Consider the following 21,412-nt stretch of genomic DNA (forward strand, 5'->3'; position numbering starts at 1 on the left):
CCGTTGGCTTCGACCCCGCAATGAACCGCAATGCGTTTTTGGATCAACAGTGCCCTGGCAACAATTCTTCTGGTCTCTCTGACGGGATGCCAGTTGGTCTACAAGTTACCGACGCGGCAGGGCAATTTCATCGAGCAGGACAAACTCGACCAGCTTGAAGTCGGCATGACGCCAGAACAGGTCCGTTTCCTGCTCGGCACGCCAATCGCCGCAGATCCTTATGACAGCAATCGCTGGGACTACCTCGGCTACTACCGCGCACCGCGTGGCGCCGAAGCCAAGCGCATCGTGTCACTGCACTTCCGTGATGGTCAGTTGGCACGCATGGATGGGCTTCAGGCCGAGGGCGCCGACGCCATCATCATCGACCCGAGCACCGTTTACGGGCGCCCGAGCGGCGATGAAGACGATGTCGAGATCCCCGCAGACCGTCCCGAGACCCAGCGCGATCCGGGTCGCAGCTCGCCTACCGATCCGAGCTCGCTTTAGCTTTCGCCTTGGCATTGGCCCGCCGCGCGGCCTTGGGATCGGCCTGCAGCGGGCGGTAAACCTCGACCCGGTCGCCGGCGTTCACCGCGTCATCGAGTGACACCAGCCGGGCATAAATGCCCACCCGCTGCCGGTCCAGATCAATGTCGGGATAGCGACCTAAAAGGCCCGACCGCGACACCGCGTCGCGAACCGTCGCACCGCTTGGCAGGTCGACCCGCAGCACCACCTGCTCGGCCGGCAACGCGTAAGCCACTTCCACCTGTATCAGTTCACCGCTCATACCCGTCTTTACCTGCTGTCAAAACCAAAGCGCCCTGATCGCCGCGAACACGCCGATGGCATCGAGCACGATGACCACCGCCCCGACCCGCGCCGGGTAGCGCAGCAGCGCCGCCCAAACCGAGTAACCCCCGGACTCACCAAAGACCGCGCGGCGCAGGTCGCTGGGAATCATCCGCCCGGCAAACACGCACACCGCCAACGCCGAGATCGGCGCGGCGAGTTGCGCGGTCGCGATGATCAGCGCGTCGAAGATCGAAAACTGCTCGGCGTCGAGTGACGCCGGCCCGGAAAAGCTCAGCAGAGAGGCCACACCCAGCGCCCAGATCACCGCCGCCGAGGTCGTCGCCGCATCGATGCGCGTGTGACGCCAACGCTCCATCGCGAAACGGGTGACCACCTCCAGCAGCACGACGGCCGAGGTCAGACTCATCACCACCAGCAGACCGTAGACCACGGTGCCGATCAACACACCGTTGAGCCCCTCGGGCAAGGCTTGCGGCAAGCCGACGAACACCAACTCGAAACCGGTCCCGGCCGAGACGCCGCCGAGCAGGAACAGCACCAGCGTGATGAGAATGCCGAACATCACGTCCAGGCCGAGGACGATGCCTGCCGTTGACAACAGGCGAACTTCACCCGGCAGGTAGGCGCCCAGCGTCATCATTGCGCCCAGGCCCAGTCCAGCGGTGATGAAGGCTTCGCGTATCGCGGTCAGCCACAGCTCGAGATCCAGCGGCGAGGTCTTGGCGGCCAGCAGTGCCCGCCAGTCTGGCGCCGGGGCATCGCGGAACAGCAGCACCAGCACGAGCAGTGCGGTGACCAGCATAGACGCCGGCAAGACCCGAATCGCCAAGCGCTCGACCCCAGAACGAAAACCCCGCGAGACCACCACGCAGGTGACCACCATGAACAGCGTGTGCCATGCCAGACCGCGCTCGGGCTCGCTAACCAGCTGTTGGTAGTTGTCGACCAGCGCGGGCAGCGGTTGCGCATTCAGAACGCCGCCCGCCGCGCGCACCAGGTAGGCCATCCCCCAGCCGGCAATCACGCTGTAGTAGGACAAAACCAGCGCCGCGGTGACCACCATCACCCCACCCAGCCAGCGCCACTTGCGGGTCAGCCCTGCCGTGGTGGCCGTGTTGGCAAAGCCGCTCACCAGGTCGCCGCGCATCCACCGGCCCAAGCCCCATTCCGCCGCCAGAATCGGCCAGGCAATCGGCAACAGGCACAACAGATAGGCCGACAGAAACGGAATCGCGCCAAACGACTGCACTTGCGCCGGAAAGCGCAGCATCGTGCCCATGCCCACGCAACTGCCCACGGCGACCCAGACAAAGGCCCCGCGAGAGGACCAGGTCCCCGTGCGTGATTCAGGAATGTTCATGACCAGAGTGTAGTGCCAAGGCGGGCCCGTATACTTGGCACATGGGTGCAAAAACCAAAGCTGCGCAAGACGATGACACCATCGCCCTCAACCGCAAGGCGCGGCACGACTACTTCATCGAAGAGCGTTACGAAGCCGGTCTGGCGCTGCTGGGCTGGGAGGTGAAATCGCTGCGCGCGGGCCGCGCACAAATCGCCGAGGCCTACGTCATCCTCCGCAATGGCGAGGCCTACCTGATCGGCGCGCACGTCACGCCGCTGACCCAGACCAGCACCCACGTGATTGCCGACTCCACCCGCACCCGCAAGCTGCTGCTGCACCGCAAACAACTCGCCACCCTGATCGGCAAGGTCGAACGTGCCGGCTACACCCTGGTGCCACTGGACCTGCACTGGAACCGCGGCCGCGCCAAGCTCGCCGTGGGCCTGGCCAAAGGCAAGAAGCAGCACGACAAGCGCGCCGACATGAAGGACCGCGACTGGCAGCGCCAGCAGGGCCGCATCATGCGCACCAGCGTTCGAGACTGAGGGCACGACGCTGCGCGCGTGCTATTCTTGCGCCGTACTCAAAGGGGATGACTGGCTTCGACGTCGGTGCTGAAACTCGCGGTGCATGCCGAGCTGCAAATCTGCTCGTTAAACGGTTTGCAAACAAGCTAGTTGCGAACGACGACAACTACGCCCTCGCCGCTTAATCCGGTGAGCATCTGACCAGCTGGTGTTGGTACCGCTGAATCAGGTGTCGACTCTTACCAACTCGTGCAATGGTTCGCCCTTAACCAACGTACTAAAACCCTAAGGGGATAAGCGACAGCGATCCGTGCCCTTCCGGGAGCTGAAGACGAAAATCAATGAACGGGCTACGCATGTAGATCTGTAGGCGGAAGGCTGGCGGACGCGGGTTCAATTCCCGCCATCTCCACCAATTTTTGATTCAACATTGTTCTTTTCAAACCCTAACCCGCTGAAAAGGCGGGTTTTTTGTGCCCGCCATCGGCCTTCTTAATCCGGCAGATACCGCCCGTACGGGGGTCTCAACGGGGGTACAGCCGAAATATCGGCGGCTCGATCAGCAGCGCTGAGAGAGGCGCTGCGCATCGCCGTCCGGCCCCACGTCTTGCCGCATGATGTTTTAGAGACTTCACGGCGTTGCGGACAGGCTGCGGGGTTGCCTTACCTCAGTAGTAATCGTTCTCGCGCTGGTGTCGCACGGCGAGCACAGTGACGGTGGTGTCGTTGTCGATTTCGAATAGCGCCACATACCCTGCGCCGCCAAACGAGATGATCAGTTCACGCAAAAAGGGGTTGGTGGGGTCAGCCTTGCGGATGGTGAAGGGCATGTCCTGAAGCTGCGCATAGCCTTTGGCGATGGCGGCGCTGGCCCGCACAGCGGCCCGAGGATCTTTGGGTGCAAGAAAATCCAGCAGCCGTTCCAAGTCCTCCTGGGCGGCCTTGCTGATTCTGACGCGATACGTCACCCGGCCTTGGCCTTGTGCTTTTCGAGGATGGCGTTCAACGAGGCCATGGATTCCTCAACGGTGAAGTACACCCCCGTTCGCTTGGCCTCTTCACGTGAGGCGAGGCCACGGGCGATGAACTCTTTCTGCGCGCGGCGATGATCAATCTGCTGGCGCACCGAGGCTTCGACGAAGCTGGACAGGCTTTCGCCTTCAGTGAGTACGCTTTCGGCTGCGCTGCGCAGTTCCGGCGTGACTCGGAGCGGCGGGAGGGTCGCGGATTTCATGGGGCCTTCCATTGTGTTGCAGATGCGATGCACATGGTTTTGCCTGCTGACGATCGCGTCAACCGTTTGAGGGCCGATCGCCTGTGATGGTCAACTTTCGGCGCGCCGCAAAAGCTGCCATTTTCGTGCCTGGCCCTCGCTCTGATGGACCCTCGAAGAGCGCTTTGAATAGACAGCCATCCTCACCGACGTGATGTCAAAAACCGCCATCGTCGATCTGGGTTATCGCGGCAGACAGCCTGACAACATCACCATGACCCACCGAGGCAAGGGCAGGAACCTCAAACCTCCGCAAGTCAAGCTGCTCAAGCGACGACAGGTCGCTCAGTTCGCCATCAGCCCTGCGTCACGTGATGGGCAAAGTGAATTATCCAGGGGCAACTAAACCCGCGCGCGGCGCAACACGAAAAAGAACGGCTGATCCATGGTCCTCATGTCCATCACGCCCAGCACGGTGTCGTCGTCGACCTTGCGGAACACGTCGATGATGGCGAGTTGGTCATAGACCATGGCCGCCGTCTTGACGCCGCGATATTCGACCATTCGCAGTCGAGCGCGCGGCGTGCGGGTGGTCATCAGCGGCTGAATCACGCGGAACACGGCGGCCACGGCGCGGTTGTTCAATGACGGATAGCGCAGCGCCAATGCCATTGGCATCAGGCCGGGATTAAGCGCTCGGGTGCCCTCCTGGCCCACCTTGAACAGCAGCGGATGGACCTGCTCGGCATCGACGAACTCCTTGCCGAACCAGCCAAAGCGCTCCAGCGTGCCGTCCATGGGATGACCAGTGTTCAAGCCTTCGCCGCGCCAGCGCCCGAGCATGAAATCGACCTCGACCGAGGCCAGTCCGTCATAAAAAGCCATGGCGGTGTCAGGGGTCGGCGCAGCAGCCTGCAAGGTTGCCAAATCCATCGACTGCTCCAGATTCAAAGTGCCGGAGCTTAGACCCGTCGCCACACCGTCACCTTGGCCGGGCCGCCATCAATGCACGCCGGCAATACTGTCGGGTGATTGCAGCATCAGCGCGGCCATGGCCTCCAGCGCGTGACCACAGTCCTGCGTGCTCATCGGGCCGCCAAGGCAGAAGCGCACGGCCTCGGGCAGCACGCCGCTGACCACGAACGCATCACTGGCGACCACCCCGACACCGATGCTGCGCAACTGCATTGCGAACAGGTGGCGGTTCCACCCCGGCGGCAGTTCCAGCCACAGGTGAAATGCATCGGCATGGGTGCGGACTTGCGCGGCCGGCAGCCATTGCCGCACGAGCGCCTGTCGCCGGCGCGACTCGGCACGCAGCGCGCGCAGCATGGCGTGCGCGGTGCCGTCGTCGATCCACTGCGTGGCCAACGCAACCGTCATCGGCGGCGCCATGATGGTGGTGGCGCGAAACACGGCCGACAGCCGCTGCACGGCGGAGGTGTCCGGCGCAACCAGATAGGCCATCCGCAGACCGGCGCCGACATGCTTGGCCATGCCGGTGAGGTAGTAGGTCAGGCTCGGCGCAAGTGTCGCAATTGGGGCGACCTTGTCGCTTGGCAGCAGGCCGTAGGCGTCGTCCTCGATCACCGGAATGCCGTACTGCAAAGCGATGCGCGCCAGTTCGCTGCGACGCGTCAGCGGCACGGTCAGCGTGGTCGGGTTCTGCAGCGTGGGGTTGAGGTACAGCGCCTTGGGCCGGTGCACGCGACAGGCGGTTTCAAATGCGTCGGGACGGATGCCGTCAGCGTCCATTGCCAACCCCTGCAGCTTGACGCCCAACTGGGTGGCGATGGCCTTGACGCCGGGATAGGTGATCGCCTCGCAGCACAACACCTCGCCCGGCCGCACCAGCAAGCTGAACACCGCCACCAATGCGCTTTGAATACCTGGGCAGACCAGCACCCGCTCGGCCGCGACCTCCGGCAACAGCGGCGCCAGCCAACGCGCACCGGCCTCGCGCGCCTGCGCGTCACCACCAAAGGGCTGATAGCGCAGCAGCACGGTCAGATCGTGCCGCGCCATGACCTGCTCGTGACCACGTCGCATGCGCGCCATCAGCACCGGGTCGTCGGGCTCAGGTGGCAGGTTCATCGTCATCTCGACCAACCCCAGGCTGCGGACGCTGCGGGCCGGGCCCGACGCCGCCTGGGCGCGCACGAAACTGCCGCGGCCGGGATGACTGTCGATCAGCCCGCGCGCCTGCGCCTCGGCATAGCCGCGCGCCACCGTGGTGTAGTTGAGATGCAGCGCGGTGGCGACCGCGCGTAGCGGCGGCAGTCGGTCGCGCGCTTGCAGCACGCCATTGCGGATGTCATCGGCGATGGCCTCGGCCAACGCCAGGTACGCAGGTTGACCGGTACCGATCAAACGCTGCTGCCAACGTCGAGCGCTGTCGGGCATGGCGGGCCTCCCGGCCGATGAATGCAATCAATACGGCGTCCATGCAATCAATGGGCCAACCATTCCAGGGCAGATCGCATCAACTCGGTGCAAGGACCGTCCAGTCGTTGATGTCCTGCCCGCAGTGCCAACCATGGCTGACCCGTCTTTGCCGCGCCGCGCAAACAAAAAACTCAAATCAGCCAATGGCTTCGACAACTGATCGGAGCTTGATCGGCCGCCGACACGACCCGGCGGCACATCGGTTGCGTGGGTCCCGGGGCAGCCTCATTAACCCTCAGGAGCACGCCATGCCCGCAGTCAGCACGACCCCCACCAAGAAAGGTGATTTCTTCGTCGATTACGAAGAAAAGGTGTTTGAAGACGTCAAAGCCAAACCGGGCGAGAAGGCCCTGGTCACCTTCCACACCGTCGCCTTCGAAGGCTCGATTGGCCTCGTCAACATCCTTCAGGCCAAGCGGTTGATGCGCAAGGGTTTCGAAACTTCGATTTTGCTCTATGGGCCGGGCGTGACCCTGGGTATTCAGCGCGGCTTTCCGACCATCGGCGATGAAGCCTTTCCGGGCGCCCAGAACTTCACCAAACAGCTGGAAGCCTTCATGGGCGAAGGCGGCAAGGTCTATTGCTGCCGCTTCGCGCTGCAGATGCTCTACGGCCACGGCGAGCATTCGCTGGTGCCCGGCATCGTGCCGATCAACCCGCTGGACGTCCTCGACCTGATTCTGATTCACCGCAACGACGACGCCTTCATGATCCACACCTGGACGGTGTGAGGCGCCGGCCATGAGCACGCCCCGCCGCATCCGTGCCGCCGCCGTCCAGCTCAATCCGGTGCTGGACTCGGCGGACGGCACCGCCGACAAGGTGCTGCTGGCCCTCGCCGACGGCGCGGCGCAGGGCGTGCAGCTCATGGTGTTTCCCGAAACCGTGGTGCCCTACTACCCCTACTTTTCCTTCGTCACCCCGGCGGTGACGATGGGCCCGGCGCACCTGCGACTGTACGAGCACGCGCCCACGGTGCCCGGGCCACTGAGCGACGCCATCTCCGCCGCCGCCCGTCAGCACGCGATGGTGGTGGTGCTCGGCGTCAACGAGCGTGATCACGGCACGCTCTACAACACGCAGCTCATCTTCGACGCCGACGGCCGGCTGGCATTGAAGCGCCGCAAGATCACGCCGACCTATCACGAGCGCATGGTCTGGGGCATGGGCGACGGCTCGGGGCTGAAGACGGTGGATACCGCCGTCGGCCGGCTTGGTGCGCTGGCCTGCTGGGAGCACTACAACCCGCTGGCGCGCTACGCGCTGATGGCGCAGCACGAAGAGATTCACTGCAGCCAATTCCCCGGCTCGCTGGTCGGGCCGATCTTTGCCGAACAGATGGAAGTGACGATGCGCCACCACGCGCTGGAGGCCGGCGCCTTCGTCGTCAATGCCACCGCATGGCTGACCGACGCGCAGAAGCAACAACTCGCGCCGACACCGGAGCTGCTCAAGGCCTTCAGCGGCGGTTGCTACTCGGCGGTGATCTCGCCCGAGGGCAAGCACCTGGCCGAGCCGCTGCGCGAAGGCGAAGGGCTGGTGATTGCCGAGCTCGACTTCGCGCTGATCACCAAACGGAAACGGATGATGGATTCGGTGGGCCACTACGCGCGGCCGGACCTGCTGCGCCTGCACCTCGACACGCAAGCCCACACGCCGCTGCAACAAGACGCGCCCGCAGCGACTGCCGCGCCCGTGCACCGCGCCGACCCGCGTGACGTCGAAGACCTGCAGCAGGTCACGCGGCTGCTGCAGCAACCCGCGCCCGCCAGCGGCCCGCAGGGTGACTACCTCGCCGCACTGGCGCAGATGATGGCGCGCGCCTCATGAGCACGCTCACCACCCGCACGTTGTCGCTGCAGGATCTGCGCCGCCCACAAGCTGCGATGCAGGCGATGCCGGTTGCCGAGCTGATCAGTGCGCTGCAGGCCAGCGGCCTGCGCCTGGAGTCGGCAGATACCGGCATCACCGCCCGTAAAGGCGGCGCCGGGCCGACCGATCACAAGGCCGTCAGCGTCGATGGCCGCACCATCATGGTGCCGGTGCTGCACGAAAGCGCGCGGCGCTCGCCGTTCTTTGCGCGCCGCCCCGACGCCGACGGCCACAGCCAGTTGGAACGCGACGGCATTCCGGTGGCGCGCATCGCCTTTCCGAAGCAACCGCGCTTCTACGCCCAGCAGACCTTTGACGGCGTGCCCTACTGGAAGATCGCCCAGCTGCACGGTCGCGACGTGCTCGCCACCACCGTGCTGCAAACCTGCATCCGCTACGGTCGGCGCAGCACCGCCTGCCAGTTCTGCGCCATCGGCGAGTCGCTGGCCGAAGGCCGCACCATCAACCGCAAGACGCCCGAGCAGCTTGGCGAGGTGGCACGCGCGGCGGTGCTGCTCGACGGCGTGCGCCACATGGTGATGACCACCGGAACGCCCAACTTCACCGACCGCGGCGCGGCGATCCTTTGCGAGAGCGCCTTCGGCGTGAAGTCGGCGGTGAACCTGCCGATCCAGGCGCAGTGCGAGCCGCCGGATGATCCGGCGTGGTTCGCGCGGCTGCGCGATGCGGGTGTCGACGCGCTGGGCATGCACCTTGAAGCGGTCACGCCCGAGGTGCGCCAGCGCATCATGCCGGGCAAGGCCAGCGTGGGCGTGGACGACTATCTGCGCGCATTTGCCGACGCCGTGGCGGTGTTCGGTCGCGGCCAGGTCAGCACTTACATCCTGGCCGGGCTGGGCGACAGCGACGAGGCAATTCTGGCCATGTGCGAAACCCTGATCGGCCTCGGCGTCTACCCGTTTGTGGTGCCGTTCGTGCCGGTTGGCGGCACGCCGCTGGCGCAGCATCGTGGGCCAGACGCGCTGGCCATGCGCAGCCTGCTGGCACCGCTGGGGCAGATGCTGGTCACGGCCGGACTCACCGCCACCGACATCAAGGCCGGCTGCGGCAAGTGCGGTGCCTGCTCGTCACTGTCCAGCTTCGAGCAGGCCGCACGGGAGGTGACCCATGTCGTTTGATGCCGTGCTCAGCGACTGGCTGCCCGCCGCCAACGGCCTGGCCACAGCCGACTCACCGCCGGGTGATTACTGGATCAAACCCGCCACCGAAGCCTGGGAACTTGCCGGTGCACGCGGCCTGCGCCGCGCCGTGTTCTGCGTCGAGCAGGGCCTGTTCGAGGGCGATGACCGCGACCCTGTCGATGCCCACTGCACGGTGCTGGTGGCGCTGGCCTGCGTCTTCGGCATGCCGGATCGCGTGGTCGGCACGGTACGCATTCACCGCCTTTCGGGTCTTCACTGGCAAGGCTCGCGACTGGCGGTGGCCCGTGACTGCCGGCGCCTCGCCGCACTCGGCACCGGGCTGATTCAACTCGCGGGTTGCACCGCGTCGGCGAGGGGCGCAGCGCGCTTCACCGCGCAAGTGCAGTTGCGCCACCGCCACCTGTTCGAGCGCCTGCACTGGCAGCCACAGGCGGCGATCACCGTGCAGGGCGCGCCGCACCTGCGCATGCAGGCCGACCTCGCTCACTACCCGGCGCGGCTTGCGCAGCCGCGCGTGCTGTCGGCAACGGCGCGCGCCGCGTGATTGACCCCGCCGTCATCGCCGAGCAGTTGCAGGGCACGCGCGGGCTGGCGCACAAGCACGACATCGCCGCAGTCATCGCGCAACTGGGGCTCGATGCTTCGGCACGGGCGCCGGTGCCCGTGGGCGATGACTGTGCGGCCATTGCCGACGGTGACGGCTGGCTGCTGCTCGCCATCGAAGGCTTCATGAACGAATTCGTTGCCGCCGAGCCCTACTTCGCCGGCTGGTGCGGCGTGATGGTCAACGTCAGCGACATCTACGCCATGGGCGGCCGGCCGATCGCGGTGGTCGACGCGCTGTGGGGCGCCAGTGCGACATCCGCTGACACCGTGCTGGCCGGCCTGGCCGCGGCCGCAAAGTGCTACGGCGTGCCGGTGGTCGGCGGTCACAGCAACTTGCGCGCGGGTCGCGACCAGTTGGCGGTGGCGATTCTCGGCCGCGCCACCCGCCTGCTCACCAGCTTCGATGCCCAGCCCGGCCAGGTGCTGATCGCCGCGATTGATCTGCGTGGTGGCTACCGACCGCATTTTTCCAACTGGGATGCCGCCTCGACCGCACCCGGTATCCGCTTGCGCGGCGACCTTGAACTGCTGCCCGCCATCGCCGAAGACGGCCTCAGTGCCGCTGGCAAGGACATCTCGCAAGCCGGCATTCTCGGCACCTTGCTGATGCTGCTGGAGTGCTCCGGCGTCGGCGCCACAGTGAACCTCGACGCCATTCCCCGTCCGCCCGATGTGGACCCGCAGCGCTGGTGGCTGCACACCTTTCCCAGCTTTGGCTACTGGTTGTCGGTGGCCCCTGGCGCGGTGCCAGCGGTACTCGAACGCTTTTCGGCACGCGGCATCACGGCGGCGATGGTGGGCGTCTGCGAGCCGCATCAACAGCTGCACCTGCGTGCCGGGGGCCGCAGCGCGCTCGCCTGGGACGGCACCCGGCAGACGCTGATGGGCTGCGGCCGAGCGCCCGCGTCACAGCCCGAGACCGCCCATGCCTGAACTACATTTTTCGCTGCGCTGGCCCGACGGCAGCTTCAGTCGCTGCTACTCGCCCTCGTCGACGCTGCGCCAGCATTTCTCCGCTGGTGAGGTGTATCCGCTGTCCGAGTTTGTCACCCGCTGCCGCGAGGCCTTTCACCTCGCCAGCGAACGGGTGCGCGCCCGCTATGGCTTCGCCTGCAGCAGTGCGGTGGCGCAGTTGCAGGAGATCGAAACCACCGCCGCGCGTTTTGCCGATCTGCCCGGCGCCCACGTCACCGTCATCAACTTCGAGCCGCCCGCATGACCGCCGCCGTTCCCGAGTCACAAACATCGCACTACCCCGCGCTGGTGATCGGCGGCGGCCAGGCCGGTCTGTCGGCCAGTCACTACCTAACGCGGCGCGAGATTCCGCATCTGGTCTTCGAAAAGCACGGGCTCGCCCACGAGTGGCGCAACCGCCGCTGGGACAGCTTCTGCCTGGTCACGCCCAACTGGCAGTGCCAACTGCCCGATTACCCCTATCGCGGGCCGGACCCCAAGGGCTTCATGCTGAAGGACGAGATCGTCCGCTATGTCGAGGGCTTTGCCGCCTCGTTCAAGCCGCCGCTGCGCGAGGGCGTCACCGTGACCCGACTCGCGCGTCGCGGGCACGGCCCCTACGTGCTCGACACCAGCGCCGGCCGCTTTACCGCCGATCAGGTGATTGTCGCGGTCGGCGGCTATCACCGGCCCATCGTGCCGCGCATGGCCGAGCGCCTGCCGCCGGGGCTGATGCAGTTGCACGCGCCGGACTACCGCAACCCCGACGCGCTGCCACCCGGCGCCGTGCTGGTCGTGGGCACCGGCCAGTCGGGCTGTCAGATCGCCGAAGACCTGCATCTGGCCGGTCGCCGCGTCCACCTCTGCGTCGGCGGTGCGCCGCGCGCGCCTCGGCAGTACCGCGGCAAGGACGCGGTCGAATGGCTGGATGCGATGGGCTACTACGACATCACCCTGGATGAGCACCCCAAGCGCGACACGGTGCGCCACAAGGCCAATCACTACCTCACCGGCCGCGACGGCGGGCGCGAAATCGACCTGCGGCGCTTTGCCGCCGAAGGCATGCGCTTGCACGGCCGGCTGACCGACATCGAGGCAAGCACGGGCGGCCTGCACCTGCACTTCGGCGACGACCTGCGACGCAACCTTGACCACGCCGATGCGGTGGCCGAAAGCATCAAGGCCACCATCGACCAGTACATCGAGCGCGAAGGCATCAACGCGCCGCTTGACCCGCCCTATCACCCCTGCTGGCAGCCCGAGGCCAACGACCCGCCGCTGGACCTGAAAGCCGCCGACATCGGCAGTGTGATCTGGTGCATCGGCTATCGCGCGGACTTTTCGTGGATCGACGTGCCGGTGTTTGACGGCCTCGGCTACCCGGCCCACACGCGCGGCATCACCCCCGCACCCGGCCTGTATTTTCTCGGCCTGCCGTGGCTCTACACCTGGGGCTCGGGGCGCTTCTCGGGCGTCGCCCGCGATGCCGCGCATGTGGTGGCGCACCTCGACGCCCACCGGCAAACCCGTGGCCTTGCCGCCGCAAGGCCGCTCAATGAACTGGCGCTTGGCGCCTGAACGGCGCACTGCAGATTCTTGACAGGGCACGTCAACTGGGCGAGCGTCAGCGCCGTTCCATCACCCGGCGCCACCATGCTCCACGTTCATTCCCTCGCCATCGCCTTGCTGTTCGTGGGCACCGCCACTGCCGCCTTCGCGACCACGCCACCGCTCAGTGCCGAGGAGCTGACCGTCTGCGCGCAGCGCGTGCAGCAGCTTCGCCAACAGTCGCCCGAGCTGTTGCAACGCAACGCCGACCACGATGCCCGCCGCGATGAAATCCTTGCCCGGCGCCGCGCGCTGGACACCACTTCGATGTCGCGCGACAAAGATGACCTTGCAGCCGGTCTCGAGATTCGCCGGCAACGCAATGCACTCAATGGCGACGCGCTGGCGCTGAACCGCGAGATTCAAAAGCTGCGCGACGAGATCTCGGCCAACAGCAAAGTGCGTGACGCTTACGACAGCGACTGCGCACGGCGCCCCTACTCCCGAAACGCCCTGAACCAGCTGCCGCAGGCCCAGCAGGACGCCATGCGCGCCGGTCTGGCCGACATCCAGGCGCCCGAGTTGCCCCGCGACCTGAAGCCGCTACCCGGCGTCGACACGCCCTGAGCGCCGCAACCGCCACGATTGCGGTGGTCGGGGCCGGGAGTGTCGGCTGCTACATCGGTGGGCGACTGGCGGCCAGCGGTTGCGACGTGCGCTTTATCGGCCGTCAGCGCCTCGCCGACACCCTTGCGCGGCATGGGCTGACATTGACCAATCTGGAGGGTCAATCCTGGCGGGTGGCGCCTTCGGCCATTCGCTACAGCACCGACCTCGCCGCCGCCACCGCCGCCGACCTGGTGCTGGTCACGGTCAAATCGGCCGCAACGGGCGACATCGCCAAAGGTCTTGCGCCGGTGATCAAACCGGGTGCCGTGGTCATCAGCTTGCAGAACGGTCTCGACAACGCCGCACAGCTCGCCGCCGTGCTGGGGCAACAATCCGTGCTCACCGGCATGGTGCCGTACAACATTGCTGATCACGGCGAGGGCGTCTTTCACCAGGGGTCTGCCGGCGTGTTGGCGGTGTCGACGCACCCCGCGCTCGCGCCCTGGCAAAAAACCTTCGCCGAGGCCGGCATGCCGCTGGCCGTGCACGCCGACATGCGCGCCGTGCAGTGGGCCAAGTTGTTGATGAACCTCAACAACGCCATCAACGCCCTGTCAGGCCTGCCGCTGAAAGCCGAACTTGCACAGCGCAGCTATCGCCGCTGCCTGGCGCTGGCGCAGCGCGAAGCCTTGGGCTTTCTCGCGCTTGAGGGCATTGCCCCGGCAAAGCTCACACCGCTACCGCCCGGATGGCTACCCGCGGCGCTATCGACCCCCGACGCCCTGTTCAAAGCCTTGGGCAACCGCATGTTGGCCATCGACCCTCTGGCCCGGTCATCCATGTGGGACGACCTGCAACTCGGTCGCCGCACAGAGGTCGACTGGATCAACGGCGAGGTCGTGCGCCTGGCGGTCAAACATCAGCGCCGCGCCCCGGTCAACGCCAAGCTGGTGGCGCTGATTCGTGACGCCGAAGCCGGCGGCAAACGCGACTGGTCCGGCCGCGAGCTGCTGGTCACATTGCGCTCCGCCGTCGCTGGTTAGAGCCGCGGCGACAAGGCGATGTTGACCGAAATCCGGTCGCCGCTGGGCGTCAGTGTCACATCGACCGCCCGGTCTTCCTTGGCGAATCGCAGACGCTGCATCCCGATGTCAGCGCCCGTCAGATCACTCTCGTCGACCCAGCCCTGCGCGGCCATCTCGCGCTGATAGAAACTGCTGATTGTCGCCATGTCGCCTTCGGCGGCGCCCTGCAGCATCATCGTGTCCGACATGCCGGTCACCGACGCAAGCTCCATTTCCGGATAAAGGACCACGTCATCGGGGAAATTGTCGGGCAGCGTCACCGACGTGGCCGCCGCTGCGCCGGGATCGTCCGCATCGCCGGCTGCCGCCATCGAGCCGCGCTCGCGCGACTCCGATGCCGAATCCTGCTCGGCCTCCTCGTTCAACGCCGCCACTTCCTCGGCGAACAAGTCCTGCTGCTCGTCACTGGGCCCACACGCGGCCAAGAGCAACAAGATGCCGCACACACCTGCAACTGAGGTCTGTTTCATCATGATTCCTCACACGAGTTCGCTGACTAGGGTAACGACCCACGCCCAACTGCGGGTGAATCGGCACGCGGGGGTGGCGGGCTCGGCAGGCGGGTTTTCGCCCCGACCCTTTCGACATCATCGGGCGACGTGCATCTGGGAAAGCACCCTGCGGCCCGCAATTGCGTAGGCTCATGGCATCACCCTTGGACCGGAGATTTTTCGTGACTGACACCGCCCCCGCGCCGACCGGCGAGTTCATCCTCAGCCAGACGATGCTGCGCATTCGCGACCCGAAGGCATCGCTGGCGTTTTACGTCGACGTGCTGGGCATGACCCTGCTCAGTCAGTTTGATTTCCCTGAGATGAAGTTTTCGCTGTACTTCGTCGGCTACCTGCGCGAGGAAGACGGCCCGCTACCGGACGATCCAAAGGCACGCGCCGAGTTCACGTTTTTGCAGAAGGGCGCCATTGAGCTGACGCACAACTGGGGCACCGAAAATGACCCGAACTTCGCCGGCTACCACAACGGCAACACCGAGCCGCGCGGCTTCGGCCACATCGGCATCACCGTCCCTGACGTCATTGCCGCCTGCGAATACTTTGAACGCATGAAGGTCGCGTTCGCCAAGCGGCCGGAAGACGGCGCCATGAAGAACATCGCCTTCATCAAGGACCCGGACGGCTACTGGATCGAGGTGCTGTCGGCGCGCGGTCTGGCCAGCAAGGTCGCCTGACGCGCACCCGTTGATGAGCGCCTGGGCGCTGTTCCTCACCGTGGCGGTGGCCCATCAACTGGCAATGATGAGCCCCGGCCCTGACTTTGCCGTGGTCACCCAGCAGACCCTGCGCTTCGGCCGCCGCGCGGGCGTGCTGGTGGCGGCGGGCATCGCCAGCAGCATCGTCATCCACCTGGCCTACGGCCTGTTTGGCCTCAGCTGGATCACCCAACATGTGCCGGGCCTGCTTGACGGGCTGCGTCTGGCCGGCGGTGCGGTGTTGATCCTGATGGGCGCCGCCGCGCTGCGTCCCGCTGCGAACACGGCCACCGCGCGAGAGCCAGGGCGCGACGGCAATCCGCTGCGCCGCTTCGGGCTCGGCTTCGCGACCAACCTGCTCAATCCCAAGGCGGCCCTGTTTTTCGTGGCCTTGTTCACCTCGGTGATCAGCGCCCAGACCTCGATCGCGCTGCGCCTGGCGCTGGCCGGGTGGATCGTCGCCACGACCTTCGCTTGGTTCGCCTTCGTGGCCCTGACCTTGAGCGCGCCGGGCGTGCAGGCGCGACTGCAGCGCCATACCGACCTCATTCAGCGCGGTATGGCGCTGCTTTTGGTGGCGCTGGGGGCCGGTATGCTGTGGGCTGGATTTCAGCCTTGGAATGCATCGTCATGAGCGTCGCAGTCGAAGAGGTCGAGCTGCTCAGCCACGGCATCACCGTGCGTGCCGGGGTCTACCAACCCGCGTCGTCAACGCTGAAAGCGGCCAAGGGCTTGCCCTGCATCATCATGGGTCACGGCTTGGGCGGCACGCGTGCGGCGGGGCTGGACCCATTCGCCCGTCACTTCGCCAACGCCGGCTTCTGCGTGGTGTGCTTCGACTACCGCGGCTTTGGCGAGAGCGAGGGTGTGCCGCGTCAGTGCGTCGACATCCGCATGCAGATCGATGACTGGCATTCAGTGCTGAGTTACGTGCGCAGCCGACCCGACGTAGACCCGACCCGCATCGGCCTCTGGGGCAGCTCGTTCTCGGGCGGTCTGGTCGTCGCAGCGGCGGTCGAAGACGGCGATGTGGCGGCGATTTCGGCGCAGGGCGCAATGCTCGATGGCTTGGCCACGTTCAAGCACCTGCTGCAGCGCAACGGCCTGGCGGCGGTTCTCAAGCTCAGTCGTAAGGCCGCGCTGGACGCGCTGCGTGGACGGCTGCGCGCCGAGCGCATCACCTGGCCGGTGGTCGGGGCGCCTGGCAGCGACGCGGTGCTGACCACGCCGGACGCGGTGCCGGGCTACGGCGCGATTACGCCGCCCGACTGGGTCAACGCCATCACCCTGAGCTGGGCGCTGACTCTGCCGCTGTTTCGCCCCAACCGCATGGCCTCACGACTCAGATGTCCGGCACTGATCTGCATTCCCGAGCACGACGACATCGTGCCGCCCGCCGCCATGGAAGACACCGCGCGCCTGGCCGGCGAACAGGCCGAGGTGAAGCGCTACCCGCTTGGGCACTTCGACATTTACGTGGGCGAAGGCTTCAAGCAGGTCGTGGCCGATCAAGGAGCGTTCTTCACGCGGCATATGGCGTGAGGCGAAATACCGGACACCTCACGCCTGTTGCCTGACCCGTCACGAAACCGGCTTGGCAATCGCCCGCCAGAGCATTTCAAACAGCGGCCCGGCCTGGGCGGTGAGCGGTTCTTTCATGCCGCGGTGAATGTGCATCTGCACCAGCCGGCCGAGCACGCCCATAATCACGTCAAGCAGGTATTTTTCTTCGACCTCGTCATTGAGAATGCCGCGCGCACGGCCCTCGCCCAGCACTTTGAGAAAGGTGCCAAACAGTTCGGGATTGGCGTAGTTGGCCTGCTTGCGCCAGGTGTTCACATAGACGCTGGACATGATGATCTGGCCCACCTTGGGGTGGTGCTCGAAAAAATCCAGCGTCACCCAGAACACCTTGCGGAAGCGCTCTTTGTAGTCCTCGATGCCCTGCAGGTGATCGATCATCCGCACCGAGAGCTTGCCCAGCCAGGTGTCGAGCGTGGCGAACAGCAACGCTTCCTTGCTGCCGTAATACTTATAAATGGTCTGCAGCGATACGTTGGCGCCGCGCGCGACCTCGATGAGCCCCACGCGGTGAAATTCACGGTCGGCAAAAATATCGAGCACCGCCTGTTCGATGCGCTGGCGGGTTTGTGGATCTAGCTTGACGCGCTCGGTGCCGAGGTCGGTGTCAGGGCTGCCAGCGCGTCGTTTGGTGTGTGGTTCCATGACATCTCATGATCAGTTGGAAATACTGGTTACCGGTCAGTGTAGTCCAGCGCCAAGCTTGAATTGACCATAAACAAGCCGGATGCGTAAGCTACCGGCCCCTTTCAGGCGGGGCAAGCCACCAGACTTTCGTCCGGTGACAGCCCTGATTCCCTCAGTAAGGTTACGATCCTTACCCACTTCTCAGACCAAGACGAGAGCCCATGACTGAAGCCTTCATCTACGACGCCGTCCGCACCCCCCGCGGCAAGGGCAAGAAAGACGGCAGCCTCCATCAGGTCACGCCGATTCATCTGGTGGCCAACCTGTTGTGGGCGCTGGAAAAGCGCAACAACCTCGACACCTCGCTGGTCGATGACATCGTGCTGGGCTGCGTCACCCCGGTGGGCGAACAGGGCGCCGACATTGCCCGCGTGGCCGCGATCTACGCCAAGTGGGCCGAAAGCGTCGCCGGGGTGACCCAATCGCGCTTCTGCGCTTCAGGACTGGAGTCGGTGAACCTCGCCGCGATGAAGGTGATGTCGGGCTTTGAAGACTTGGTGGTCGCGGGCGGCGTGGAAAGCATGTCGCGCTGGGCCATGGGCACCGACGGCGGCGCCTGGGCGATGGACCCGCGCGTCAACCAGCAAACCGGCTTTGCGCCGCAGGGCATTGGCGCCGACACCATTGCCACCTTGGAAGGCTGGTCGCGTGAAGACGTCGACAACTTTGCCGTCGCCTCGCAGAAGAAAGCCGCCCACGCGCGTGAGAAAGGCTACTTCAGCAAGTCGCTGATTCCGGTCACCGACATCAACGGCATGGTGGTGCTCGACAACGACGAGTTCATCCGCGCCGACGCCTCGCTGGAAGGCCTCAGCGGGCTCAAGCCCAGCTTCGAAGCGATGGGCCAGATGGGCTTTGACGCCACCATCCTGCGCAAGTACACGACGCTGGAAAAAATCAACCACGTGCACCACGCTGGCAACAGCTCCGGCATCGTCGATGGCGCCGGCCTGATGCTCATCGGCAGCAAGAAAATGGGCCGCAAGCTGGGCTTGAAACCGCGCGCCCGCATCGTACAGACGGCGGTGATTGGCTCCGAGCCCACCATCATGCTCACCGGCATTGGCCCGGCCTCGAAGAAGGCGCTGGGCAAGGCGAAGATGAGCGCCAAGGACATCGACCTGTTCGAAATCAACGAGGCCTTCGCGGCGGTGGTGATGCGCGCGCAGCGGGATCTCGACATCGACCCCGCCAAGGTCAACGTCAATGGCGGCTCGATTGCCATGGGCCACCCGCTGGGCGCCACCGGCTGCATCGTGCTGGGCACCCTGCTCGACGAGCTGGAACGCCAGAACAAGCAGACCGGGCTGGCCTCGCTCTGCGTGGGCGCCGGCATGGGCATCGCCACCATCATCGAACGCGTTTAAGCCGTCAGGAAACATAGAACATGACCGCAGTGAAATACGACAAAGACGCCAACGGCGTCGTGACCCTCACCCTCGACATGCCGGGCCGTTCGATGAACGTGCTCAATGAAGAATTGCTCGCGCCGTTCAATGACGTGCTGGGCAAGATCGAAGGCGACGCCAGCGTCACCGGCGTGATCGTCACCTCCGGCAAGAAAGAATTCCTTGCCGGCGCCGACATCGAAAAGGTTTACGGCATCAGCGACCCGGCCGAAGCCTACGAGATGGCCGAGCAGTTCAAAGTGCTGCTGCGCCGCCTCGAAAAGTGCGGCCGCCCCGTGGTGGCCGCACTCAATGGCACGGCGCTCGGCGGCGGGCTTGAGCTGGCACTGGCCTGCCATTACCGCATCGCGCTGAACAACCCCAAGGCCAAGTTCGGCCTACCGGAAGTCAAACTCGGCCTGCTGCCCGGCGGCGGCGGCACCCAGCGCCTGCCGCGCCTGATCGGCATTCAGCCCAGCCTGCCGCTGATGCTCGAAGGCAAAGAGCTGAATGCTGAGAAGGCCAAGCAGCAGGGCATCATCCACGAGGTGGTCGAAACCGCCGACGCAATGTTCGCTCAGGCACGCGTATGGATTGCCGCCAATCCCAAGGCCGTGCAGCCCTGGGACGACAAGAAATTCAAATGGCCGGGCGGTGATTCCAAGTCACCCGCCAACGGCCAGTTGTGGGCCATTGCGCCGTCCATGGCCAGCGCCAAGAGCTTTGGCAACTACCCGGCCGTGACCAACATCATGAGCAGCGTGTTCGAGGGCGGCATCACCGACTTCGACACCGGCTGCCGCGTTGAGTCGCGCTACTTCGCTGAACTGGTGGTCAGCCAGGTCAGCAAAAACATGATCGGCACGCTGTGGTTCCAGCTCAACGGCATCAACAAGGGCAGCTCACGCCCCGATGGCGTGGAACGCGCCAAGGTGACCAAACTCGGCATTCTCGGTGCCGGCATGATGGGCGCCGGTATCGCCTATGCGTCGGCCAAGGTGGGTGTCAGCGTCATCCTGCTCGATGCCAAGCAAGACGCCGCCGACAAGGGCAAAGCCTATTCCGAAGGCCTGCTCGACAAAGCTTTGAAGAAGGGCCGCGGCACCCACGAAGCCAAAGCCGAACTGCTGGCCCGCATCACGCCCACCACCGACTACGCGCTGCTCAAGGGTTGCGATCTGGTCATCGAGGCCGTGTTTGAAGACCGCAGCATCAAGGCAGACGTGACGAAGAAGGCCGAAGCCATGCTCGACAAGCGCGCGGTGTTCGCCTCCAACACCTCCACGCTGCCGATCACCGGCTTGGCAGAAGCCAGCGAACGGCCGAAAAACTTCATCGGTCTGCACTTCTTCTCGCCGGTCGACAAGATGCCGCTGGTGGAAATCATCAAAGGCAAGAAAACCAGCAAGGAAACGCTGGCCAAGGCCTTCGACTTTGTGCAGCAAATCAAGAAGACGCCCATCGTCGTCAACGACTCGCGCGGCTTCTACACCAGCCGCTGCTTCGCCACCTACCCGCTTGAAGGCATGGCGCTGTTGGCCGAAGGTCAGCACCCGCGTTCCATCGAAATGGCCGGTTTGCAGGCCGGCATGGCCGTTGGCCCGCTGACCGTGCAAGACGAAGTGGCCATCTCGCTGTCCTTGCACGTGCTGGAGCAAACCCGCAAAGACTTCGCTGCCGAAGGCAAGCCCATGGTTGAGCACCCCGCCAACCCGGTGATCGAGAAAATGTGCAAAGAACTCGACCGCCCCGGCAAGAAGGCCGGCAAAGGCTTCTTCGACTACCCCGCAGGTGGCCAGAAGGCCCTGTGGCCGGGTCTGGCCAAAGCCTTCCCGCTGGCCGAGCAACTGCCGCAGCAAGAGCTCATGGACCGACTGATGTTTGCCCAGGCCAACGAAGCCGCCAAGTGCTACGCCGAAAAAGTCGTGGAAGCGGTGGGCGATGCCAACATCGGCTCCATCTTCGGCTGGGGCTTTGCGCCCTTCCAGGGCGGCGCCTTGCAGTTCATCAACGCCTACGGTGTTGAGAAGTTCGTCAAACGCTCGAAAGAACTCGCCAAGAAATACGGCGACCGCTTCAAGCCGGCGCCGATTCTGGTGAAAATGGCCAAGGAAGGTTCGCGTTTCGAGTAAGCCTCTGGCCCTGCGTCACGTTGCAACAAAAATGCCCGCTCCTGCGGGCATTCTTGTTTTTGGCCGCTGCCGCTTGCCCTGAGCGCGAGAGACGCGTCTACTTAATTTACAAAATTGGCAGCCGGGATCGACGGATTCCTTCTGATTAAAAGTTAACGGGAAATCTATGATGCGAGAGGTCCAAACAGTCAGGGAGCATTTAGGGATCATCTGCAAAACCCCTCCTCATGGGACAATTCACGTCTCGTCGATGAC

The 21,412-nt window shown here is 65.0% G+C and carries 24 protein-coding genes and 1 other RNA gene; 17 read left to right on the top strand and 8 right to left on the bottom strand.

What is annotated here, in order from left to right; all coding sequences use genetic code 11:
- Nucleotides 1-30 precede the first annotated feature (30 nt).
- Nucleotides 31-489, top strand: a complete 459-nt coding sequence (locus tag U741_RS0114480; RefSeq protein ID WP_052378864.1) for an outer membrane protein assembly factor BamE — start codon at nucleotides 31-33, stop codon at nucleotides 487-489.
- On the opposite strand, the gene U741_RS0114485 is transcribed toward U741_RS0114480, so the two are convergent.
- A complete protein-coding gene (locus tag U741_RS0114485) occupies nucleotides 467-772 on the bottom strand; it encodes an RnfH family protein (RefSeq protein WP_029891166.1) in 306 nt (101 codons plus the stop codon). The two genes, U741_RS0114480 and U741_RS0114485, sit on opposite strands and share 23 nt — an antisense overlap.
- An 18-nt stretch (nucleotides 773-790) precedes the next feature.
- A complete protein-coding gene (locus U741_RS0114490) occupies nucleotides 791-2,158 on the bottom strand; it encodes a sodium-dependent transporter (protein WP_029891167.1) in 1,368 nt (455 codons plus the stop codon).
- A 41-nt stretch (nucleotides 2,159-2,199) separates the two neighbouring features.
- On the opposite strand from U741_RS0114490, the gene smpB reads away from it, so the two are divergent.
- A complete protein-coding gene (gene smpB, locus U741_RS0114495) occupies nucleotides 2,200-2,685 on the top strand; it encodes an SsrA-binding protein SmpB (protein WP_029891168.1) in 486 nt (161 codons plus the stop codon).
- 43 nt (nucleotides 2,686-2,728) lie between these two features.
- Nucleotides 2,729-3,082: a transfer-messenger RNA gene (gene ssrA, locus U741_RS19040) on the top strand.
- A gap of 253 nt (nucleotides 3,083-3,335) precedes the next feature.
- Here the strand turns inward: ssrA and U741_RS0114500 are convergent.
- From U741_RS0114500 to U741_RS0114520, 4 genes are all read right to left on the bottom strand, one after another.
- On the bottom strand, nucleotides 3,336-3,635 hold the full coding sequence (locus tag U741_RS0114500; protein WP_029891169.1) for a type II toxin-antitoxin system RelE/ParE family toxin: 300 nt from the start codon (nucleotides 3,633-3,635) through the stop codon (nucleotides 3,336-3,338).
- Entirely contained in the window at nucleotides 3,632-3,901 is a 270-nt protein-coding gene (locus U741_RS0114505; RefSeq protein WP_029891170.1) for a YlcI/YnfO family protein, read from the bottom strand. The genes U741_RS0114500 and U741_RS0114505 overlap by 4 nt, the downstream gene beginning before the upstream one ends.
- Before the next feature lie 381 nt (nucleotides 3,902-4,282).
- Nucleotides 4,283-4,813, bottom strand: a complete 531-nt coding sequence (locus U741_RS0114515) for a DUF4334 domain-containing protein (protein ID WP_029891172.1) — start codon at nucleotides 4,811-4,813, stop codon at nucleotides 4,283-4,285.
- A 69-nt stretch (nucleotides 4,814-4,882) separates the two neighbouring features.
- Entirely contained in the window at nucleotides 4,883-6,283 is a 1,401-nt protein-coding gene (locus U741_RS0114520) for an aminotransferase-like domain-containing protein (RefSeq protein WP_029891173.1), read from the bottom strand.
- 290 nt (nucleotides 6,284-6,573) lie between these two features.
- Here U741_RS0114520 and U741_RS0114525 point away from each other — a divergent pair, with 290 nt between their 5' ends.
- From U741_RS0114525 to U741_RS0114565, 9 genes are all read left to right on the top strand, one after another.
- On the top strand, nucleotides 6,574-7,056 hold the full coding sequence (locus U741_RS0114525; RefSeq protein WP_029891174.1) for an MSMEG_0572/Sll0783 family nitrogen starvation response protein: 483 nt from the start codon (nucleotides 6,574-6,576) through the stop codon (nucleotides 7,054-7,056).
- Nucleotides 7,057-7,066: 10 nt separating this feature from the next.
- Entirely contained in the window at nucleotides 7,067-8,155 is a 1,089-nt protein-coding gene (locus U741_RS0114530; protein ID WP_029891175.1) for a Nit6803 family nitrilase, read from the top strand.
- A gap of 65 nt (nucleotides 8,156-8,220) precedes the next feature.
- On the top strand, nucleotides 8,221-9,336 hold the full coding sequence (locus U741_RS0114535) for an MSMEG_0568 family radical SAM protein (protein ID WP_029891176.1): 1,116 nt from the start codon (nucleotides 8,221-8,223) through the stop codon (nucleotides 9,334-9,336).
- Nucleotides 9,326-9,904 (top strand): MSMEG_0567/Sll0786 family nitrogen starvation N-acetyltransferase, encoded by a 579-nt coding sequence (locus U741_RS0114540; protein ID WP_052378866.1) that lies wholly within the window; start codon nucleotides 9,326-9,328, stop codon nucleotides 9,902-9,904. The genes U741_RS0114535 and U741_RS0114540 overlap by 11 nt, the downstream gene beginning before the upstream one ends.
- Complete coding sequence (locus U741_RS0114545; RefSeq protein ID WP_029891178.1) at nucleotides 9,901-10,899, top strand: sll0787 family AIR synthase-like protein; 999 nt, start codon at nucleotides 9,901-9,903, stop codon at nucleotides 10,897-10,899. The genes U741_RS0114540 and U741_RS0114545 overlap by 4 nt, the downstream gene beginning before the upstream one ends.
- Nucleotides 10,892-11,185 carry an MSMEG_0570 family nitrogen starvation response protein gene (locus tag U741_RS0114550; protein WP_029891179.1) on the top strand — a complete coding sequence of 98 codons (294 nt, stop codon included), beginning with the start codon at nucleotides 10,892-10,894 and terminating at the stop codon, nucleotides 11,183-11,185. Before U741_RS0114545 ends, U741_RS0114550 begins: the two co-directional genes overlap by 8 nt.
- Complete coding sequence (locus U741_RS0114555) at nucleotides 11,182-12,498, top strand: MSMEG_0569 family flavin-dependent oxidoreductase (RefSeq protein ID WP_029891180.1); 1,317 nt, start codon at nucleotides 11,182-11,184, stop codon at nucleotides 12,496-12,498. Before U741_RS0114550 ends, U741_RS0114555 begins: the two co-directional genes overlap by 4 nt.
- Before the next feature lie 75 nt (nucleotides 12,499-12,573).
- Complete coding sequence (locus U741_RS0114560; RefSeq protein ID WP_029891181.1) at nucleotides 12,574-13,095, top strand: hypothetical protein; 522 nt, start codon at nucleotides 12,574-12,576, stop codon at nucleotides 13,093-13,095.
- Between the two features lie 23 nt (nucleotides 13,096-13,118).
- Nucleotides 13,119-14,120: a 2-dehydropantoate 2-reductase gene (locus U741_RS0114565; RefSeq protein WP_200872738.1), complete on the top strand. Its 1,002-nt coding sequence runs from the start codon at nucleotides 13,119-13,121 to the stop codon at nucleotides 14,118-14,120.
- Here the strand turns inward: U741_RS0114565 and U741_RS0114570 are convergent.
- A complete protein-coding gene (locus U741_RS0114570; RefSeq protein ID WP_152551628.1) occupies nucleotides 14,117-14,551 on the bottom strand; it encodes a hypothetical protein in 435 nt (144 codons plus the stop codon). The genes U741_RS0114565 and U741_RS0114570 overlap by 4 nt on opposite strands.
- 335 nt (nucleotides 14,552-14,886) lie before the next feature.
- On the opposite strand from U741_RS0114570, the gene gloA reads away from it, so the two are divergent.
- The 3 genes from gloA to U741_RS0114585 are packed head-to-tail and all read left to right on the top strand — an operon-like array spanning nucleotide 14,887 to nucleotide 16,911.
- Entirely contained in the window at nucleotides 14,887-15,348 is a 462-nt protein-coding gene (gloA, locus tag U741_RS0114575; RefSeq protein ID WP_366504378.1) for a lactoylglutathione lyase, read from the top strand.
- A 13-nt stretch (nucleotides 15,349-15,361) separates the two neighbouring features.
- The gene (locus U741_RS0114580) at nucleotides 15,362-16,003 is read left to right on the top strand and encodes a LysE family translocator (protein ID WP_029891185.1); all 642 of its coding nucleotides are present in this window, start codon (nucleotides 15,362-15,364) and stop codon (nucleotides 16,001-16,003) included.
- The gene (locus U741_RS0114585) at nucleotides 16,000-16,911 is read left to right on the top strand and encodes an alpha/beta hydrolase (protein ID WP_029891186.1); all 912 of its coding nucleotides are present in this window, start codon (nucleotides 16,000-16,002) and stop codon (nucleotides 16,909-16,911) included. Before U741_RS0114580 ends, U741_RS0114585 begins: the two co-directional genes overlap by 4 nt.
- A gap of 39 nt (nucleotides 16,912-16,950) precedes the next feature.
- Here the strand turns inward: U741_RS0114585 and U741_RS0114590 are convergent, their stop codons facing one another.
- Nucleotides 16,951-17,595 (bottom strand): TetR/AcrR family transcriptional regulator, encoded by a 645-nt coding sequence (locus U741_RS0114590; RefSeq protein WP_084154904.1) that lies wholly within the window; start codon nucleotides 17,593-17,595, stop codon nucleotides 16,951-16,953.
- Nucleotides 17,596-17,798: 203 nt separating this feature from the next.
- Here U741_RS0114590 and U741_RS0114595 point away from each other — a divergent pair, with 203 nt between their 5' ends.
- Nucleotides 17,799-19,004, top strand: a complete 1,206-nt coding sequence (locus U741_RS0114595; protein WP_029891188.1) for an acetyl-CoA C-acetyltransferase — start codon at nucleotides 17,799-17,801, stop codon at nucleotides 19,002-19,004.
- A 20-nt stretch (nucleotides 19,005-19,024) separates the two neighbouring features.
- Entirely contained in the window at nucleotides 19,025-21,157 is a 2,133-nt protein-coding gene (locus U741_RS0114600; protein WP_029891189.1) for a 3-hydroxyacyl-CoA dehydrogenase NAD-binding domain-containing protein, read from the top strand.
- Nucleotides 21,158-21,412: the final 255 nt, after the last annotated feature.

Origin of the sequence: Polycyclovorans algicola TG408, from assembly GCF_000711245.1 — a bacterium.
Taxonomy (GTDB): Bacteria; Pseudomonadota; Gammaproteobacteria; order Nevskiales; family Nevskiaceae; genus Polycyclovorans; species Polycyclovorans algicola.

What these genes read in the sequence shown, in the direction of transcription:
- U741_RS0114530 (WP_029891175.1), top strand. Translation starts at nt 7,067, where the DNA reads ATGAGCACGCCCCGCCGCATCCGTGCCGCCGCCGTCCAGCTCAATCCG.
- U741_RS0114525 (WP_029891174.1), top strand. Translation starts at nt 6,574, where the DNA reads ATGCCCGCAGTCAGCACGACCCCCACCAAGAAAGGTGATTTCTTCGTC.
- U741_RS0114585 (WP_029891186.1), top strand. Translation starts at nt 16,000, where the DNA reads ATGAGCGTCGCAGTCGAAGAGGTCGAGCTGCTCAGCCACGGCATCACC.
- U741_RS0114540 (WP_052378866.1), top strand. Translation starts at nt 9,326, where the DNA reads ATGTCGTTTGATGCCGTGCTCAGCGACTGGCTGCCCGCCGCCAACGGC.
- U741_RS0114490 (WP_029891167.1), bottom strand. Translation starts at nt 2,158, where the DNA reads ATGAACATTCCTGAATCACGCACGGGGACCTGGTCCTCTCGCGGGGCC.
- U741_RS0114515 (WP_029891172.1), bottom strand. Translation starts at nt 4,813, where the DNA reads ATGGATTTGGCAACCTTGCAGGCTGCTGCGCCGACCCCTGACACCGCC.
- U741_RS0114480 (WP_052378864.1), top strand. Translation starts at nt 31, where the DNA reads ATGCGTTTTTGGATCAACAGTGCCCTGGCAACAATTCTTCTGGTCTCT.
- smpB (WP_029891168.1), top strand. Translation starts at nt 2,200, where the DNA reads ATGGGTGCAAAAACCAAAGCTGCGCAAGACGATGACACCATCGCCCTC.
- U741_RS0114560 (WP_029891181.1), top strand. Translation starts at nt 12,574, where the DNA reads ATGCTCCACGTTCATTCCCTCGCCATCGCCTTGCTGTTCGTGGGCACC.
- U741_RS0114535 (WP_029891176.1), top strand. Translation starts at nt 8,221, where the DNA reads ATGCCGGTTGCCGAGCTGATCAGTGCGCTGCAGGCCAGCGGCCTGCGC.
- U741_RS0114580 (WP_029891185.1), top strand. Translation starts at nt 15,362, where the DNA reads ATGAGCGCCTGGGCGCTGTTCCTCACCGTGGCGGTGGCCCATCAACTG.
- gloA (WP_366504378.1), top strand. Translation starts at nt 14,887, where the DNA reads ATGCTGCGCATTCGCGACCCGAAGGCATCGCTGGCGTTTTACGTCGAC.
- U741_RS0114555 (WP_029891180.1), top strand. Translation starts at nt 11,182, where the DNA reads ATGACCGCCGCCGTTCCCGAGTCACAAACATCGCACTACCCCGCGCTG.
- U741_RS0114595 (WP_029891188.1), top strand. Translation starts at nt 17,799, where the DNA reads ATGACTGAAGCCTTCATCTACGACGCCGTCCGCACCCCCCGCGGCAAG.
- U741_RS0114550 (WP_029891179.1), top strand. Translation starts at nt 10,892, where the DNA reads ATGCCTGAACTACATTTTTCGCTGCGCTGGCCCGACGGCAGCTTCAGT.
- U741_RS0114600 (WP_029891189.1), top strand. Translation starts at nt 19,025, where the DNA reads ATGACCGCAGTGAAATACGACAAAGACGCCAACGGCGTCGTGACCCTC.
- U741_RS0114520 (WP_029891173.1), bottom strand. Translation starts at nt 6,283, where the DNA reads ATGCCCGACAGCGCTCGACGTTGGCAGCAGCGTTTGATCGGTACCGGT.
- U741_RS0114590 (WP_084154904.1), bottom strand. Translation starts at nt 17,595, where the DNA reads ATGGAACCACACACCAAACGACGCGCTGGCAGCCCTGACACCGACCTC.
- U741_RS0114485 (WP_029891166.1), bottom strand. Translation starts at nt 772, where the DNA reads ATGAGCGGTGAACTGATACAGGTGGAAGTGGCTTACGCGTTGCCGGCC.
- U741_RS0114505 (WP_029891170.1), bottom strand. Translation starts at nt 3,901, where the DNA reads ATGAAATCCGCGACCCTCCCGCCGCTCCGAGTCACGCCGGAACTGCGC.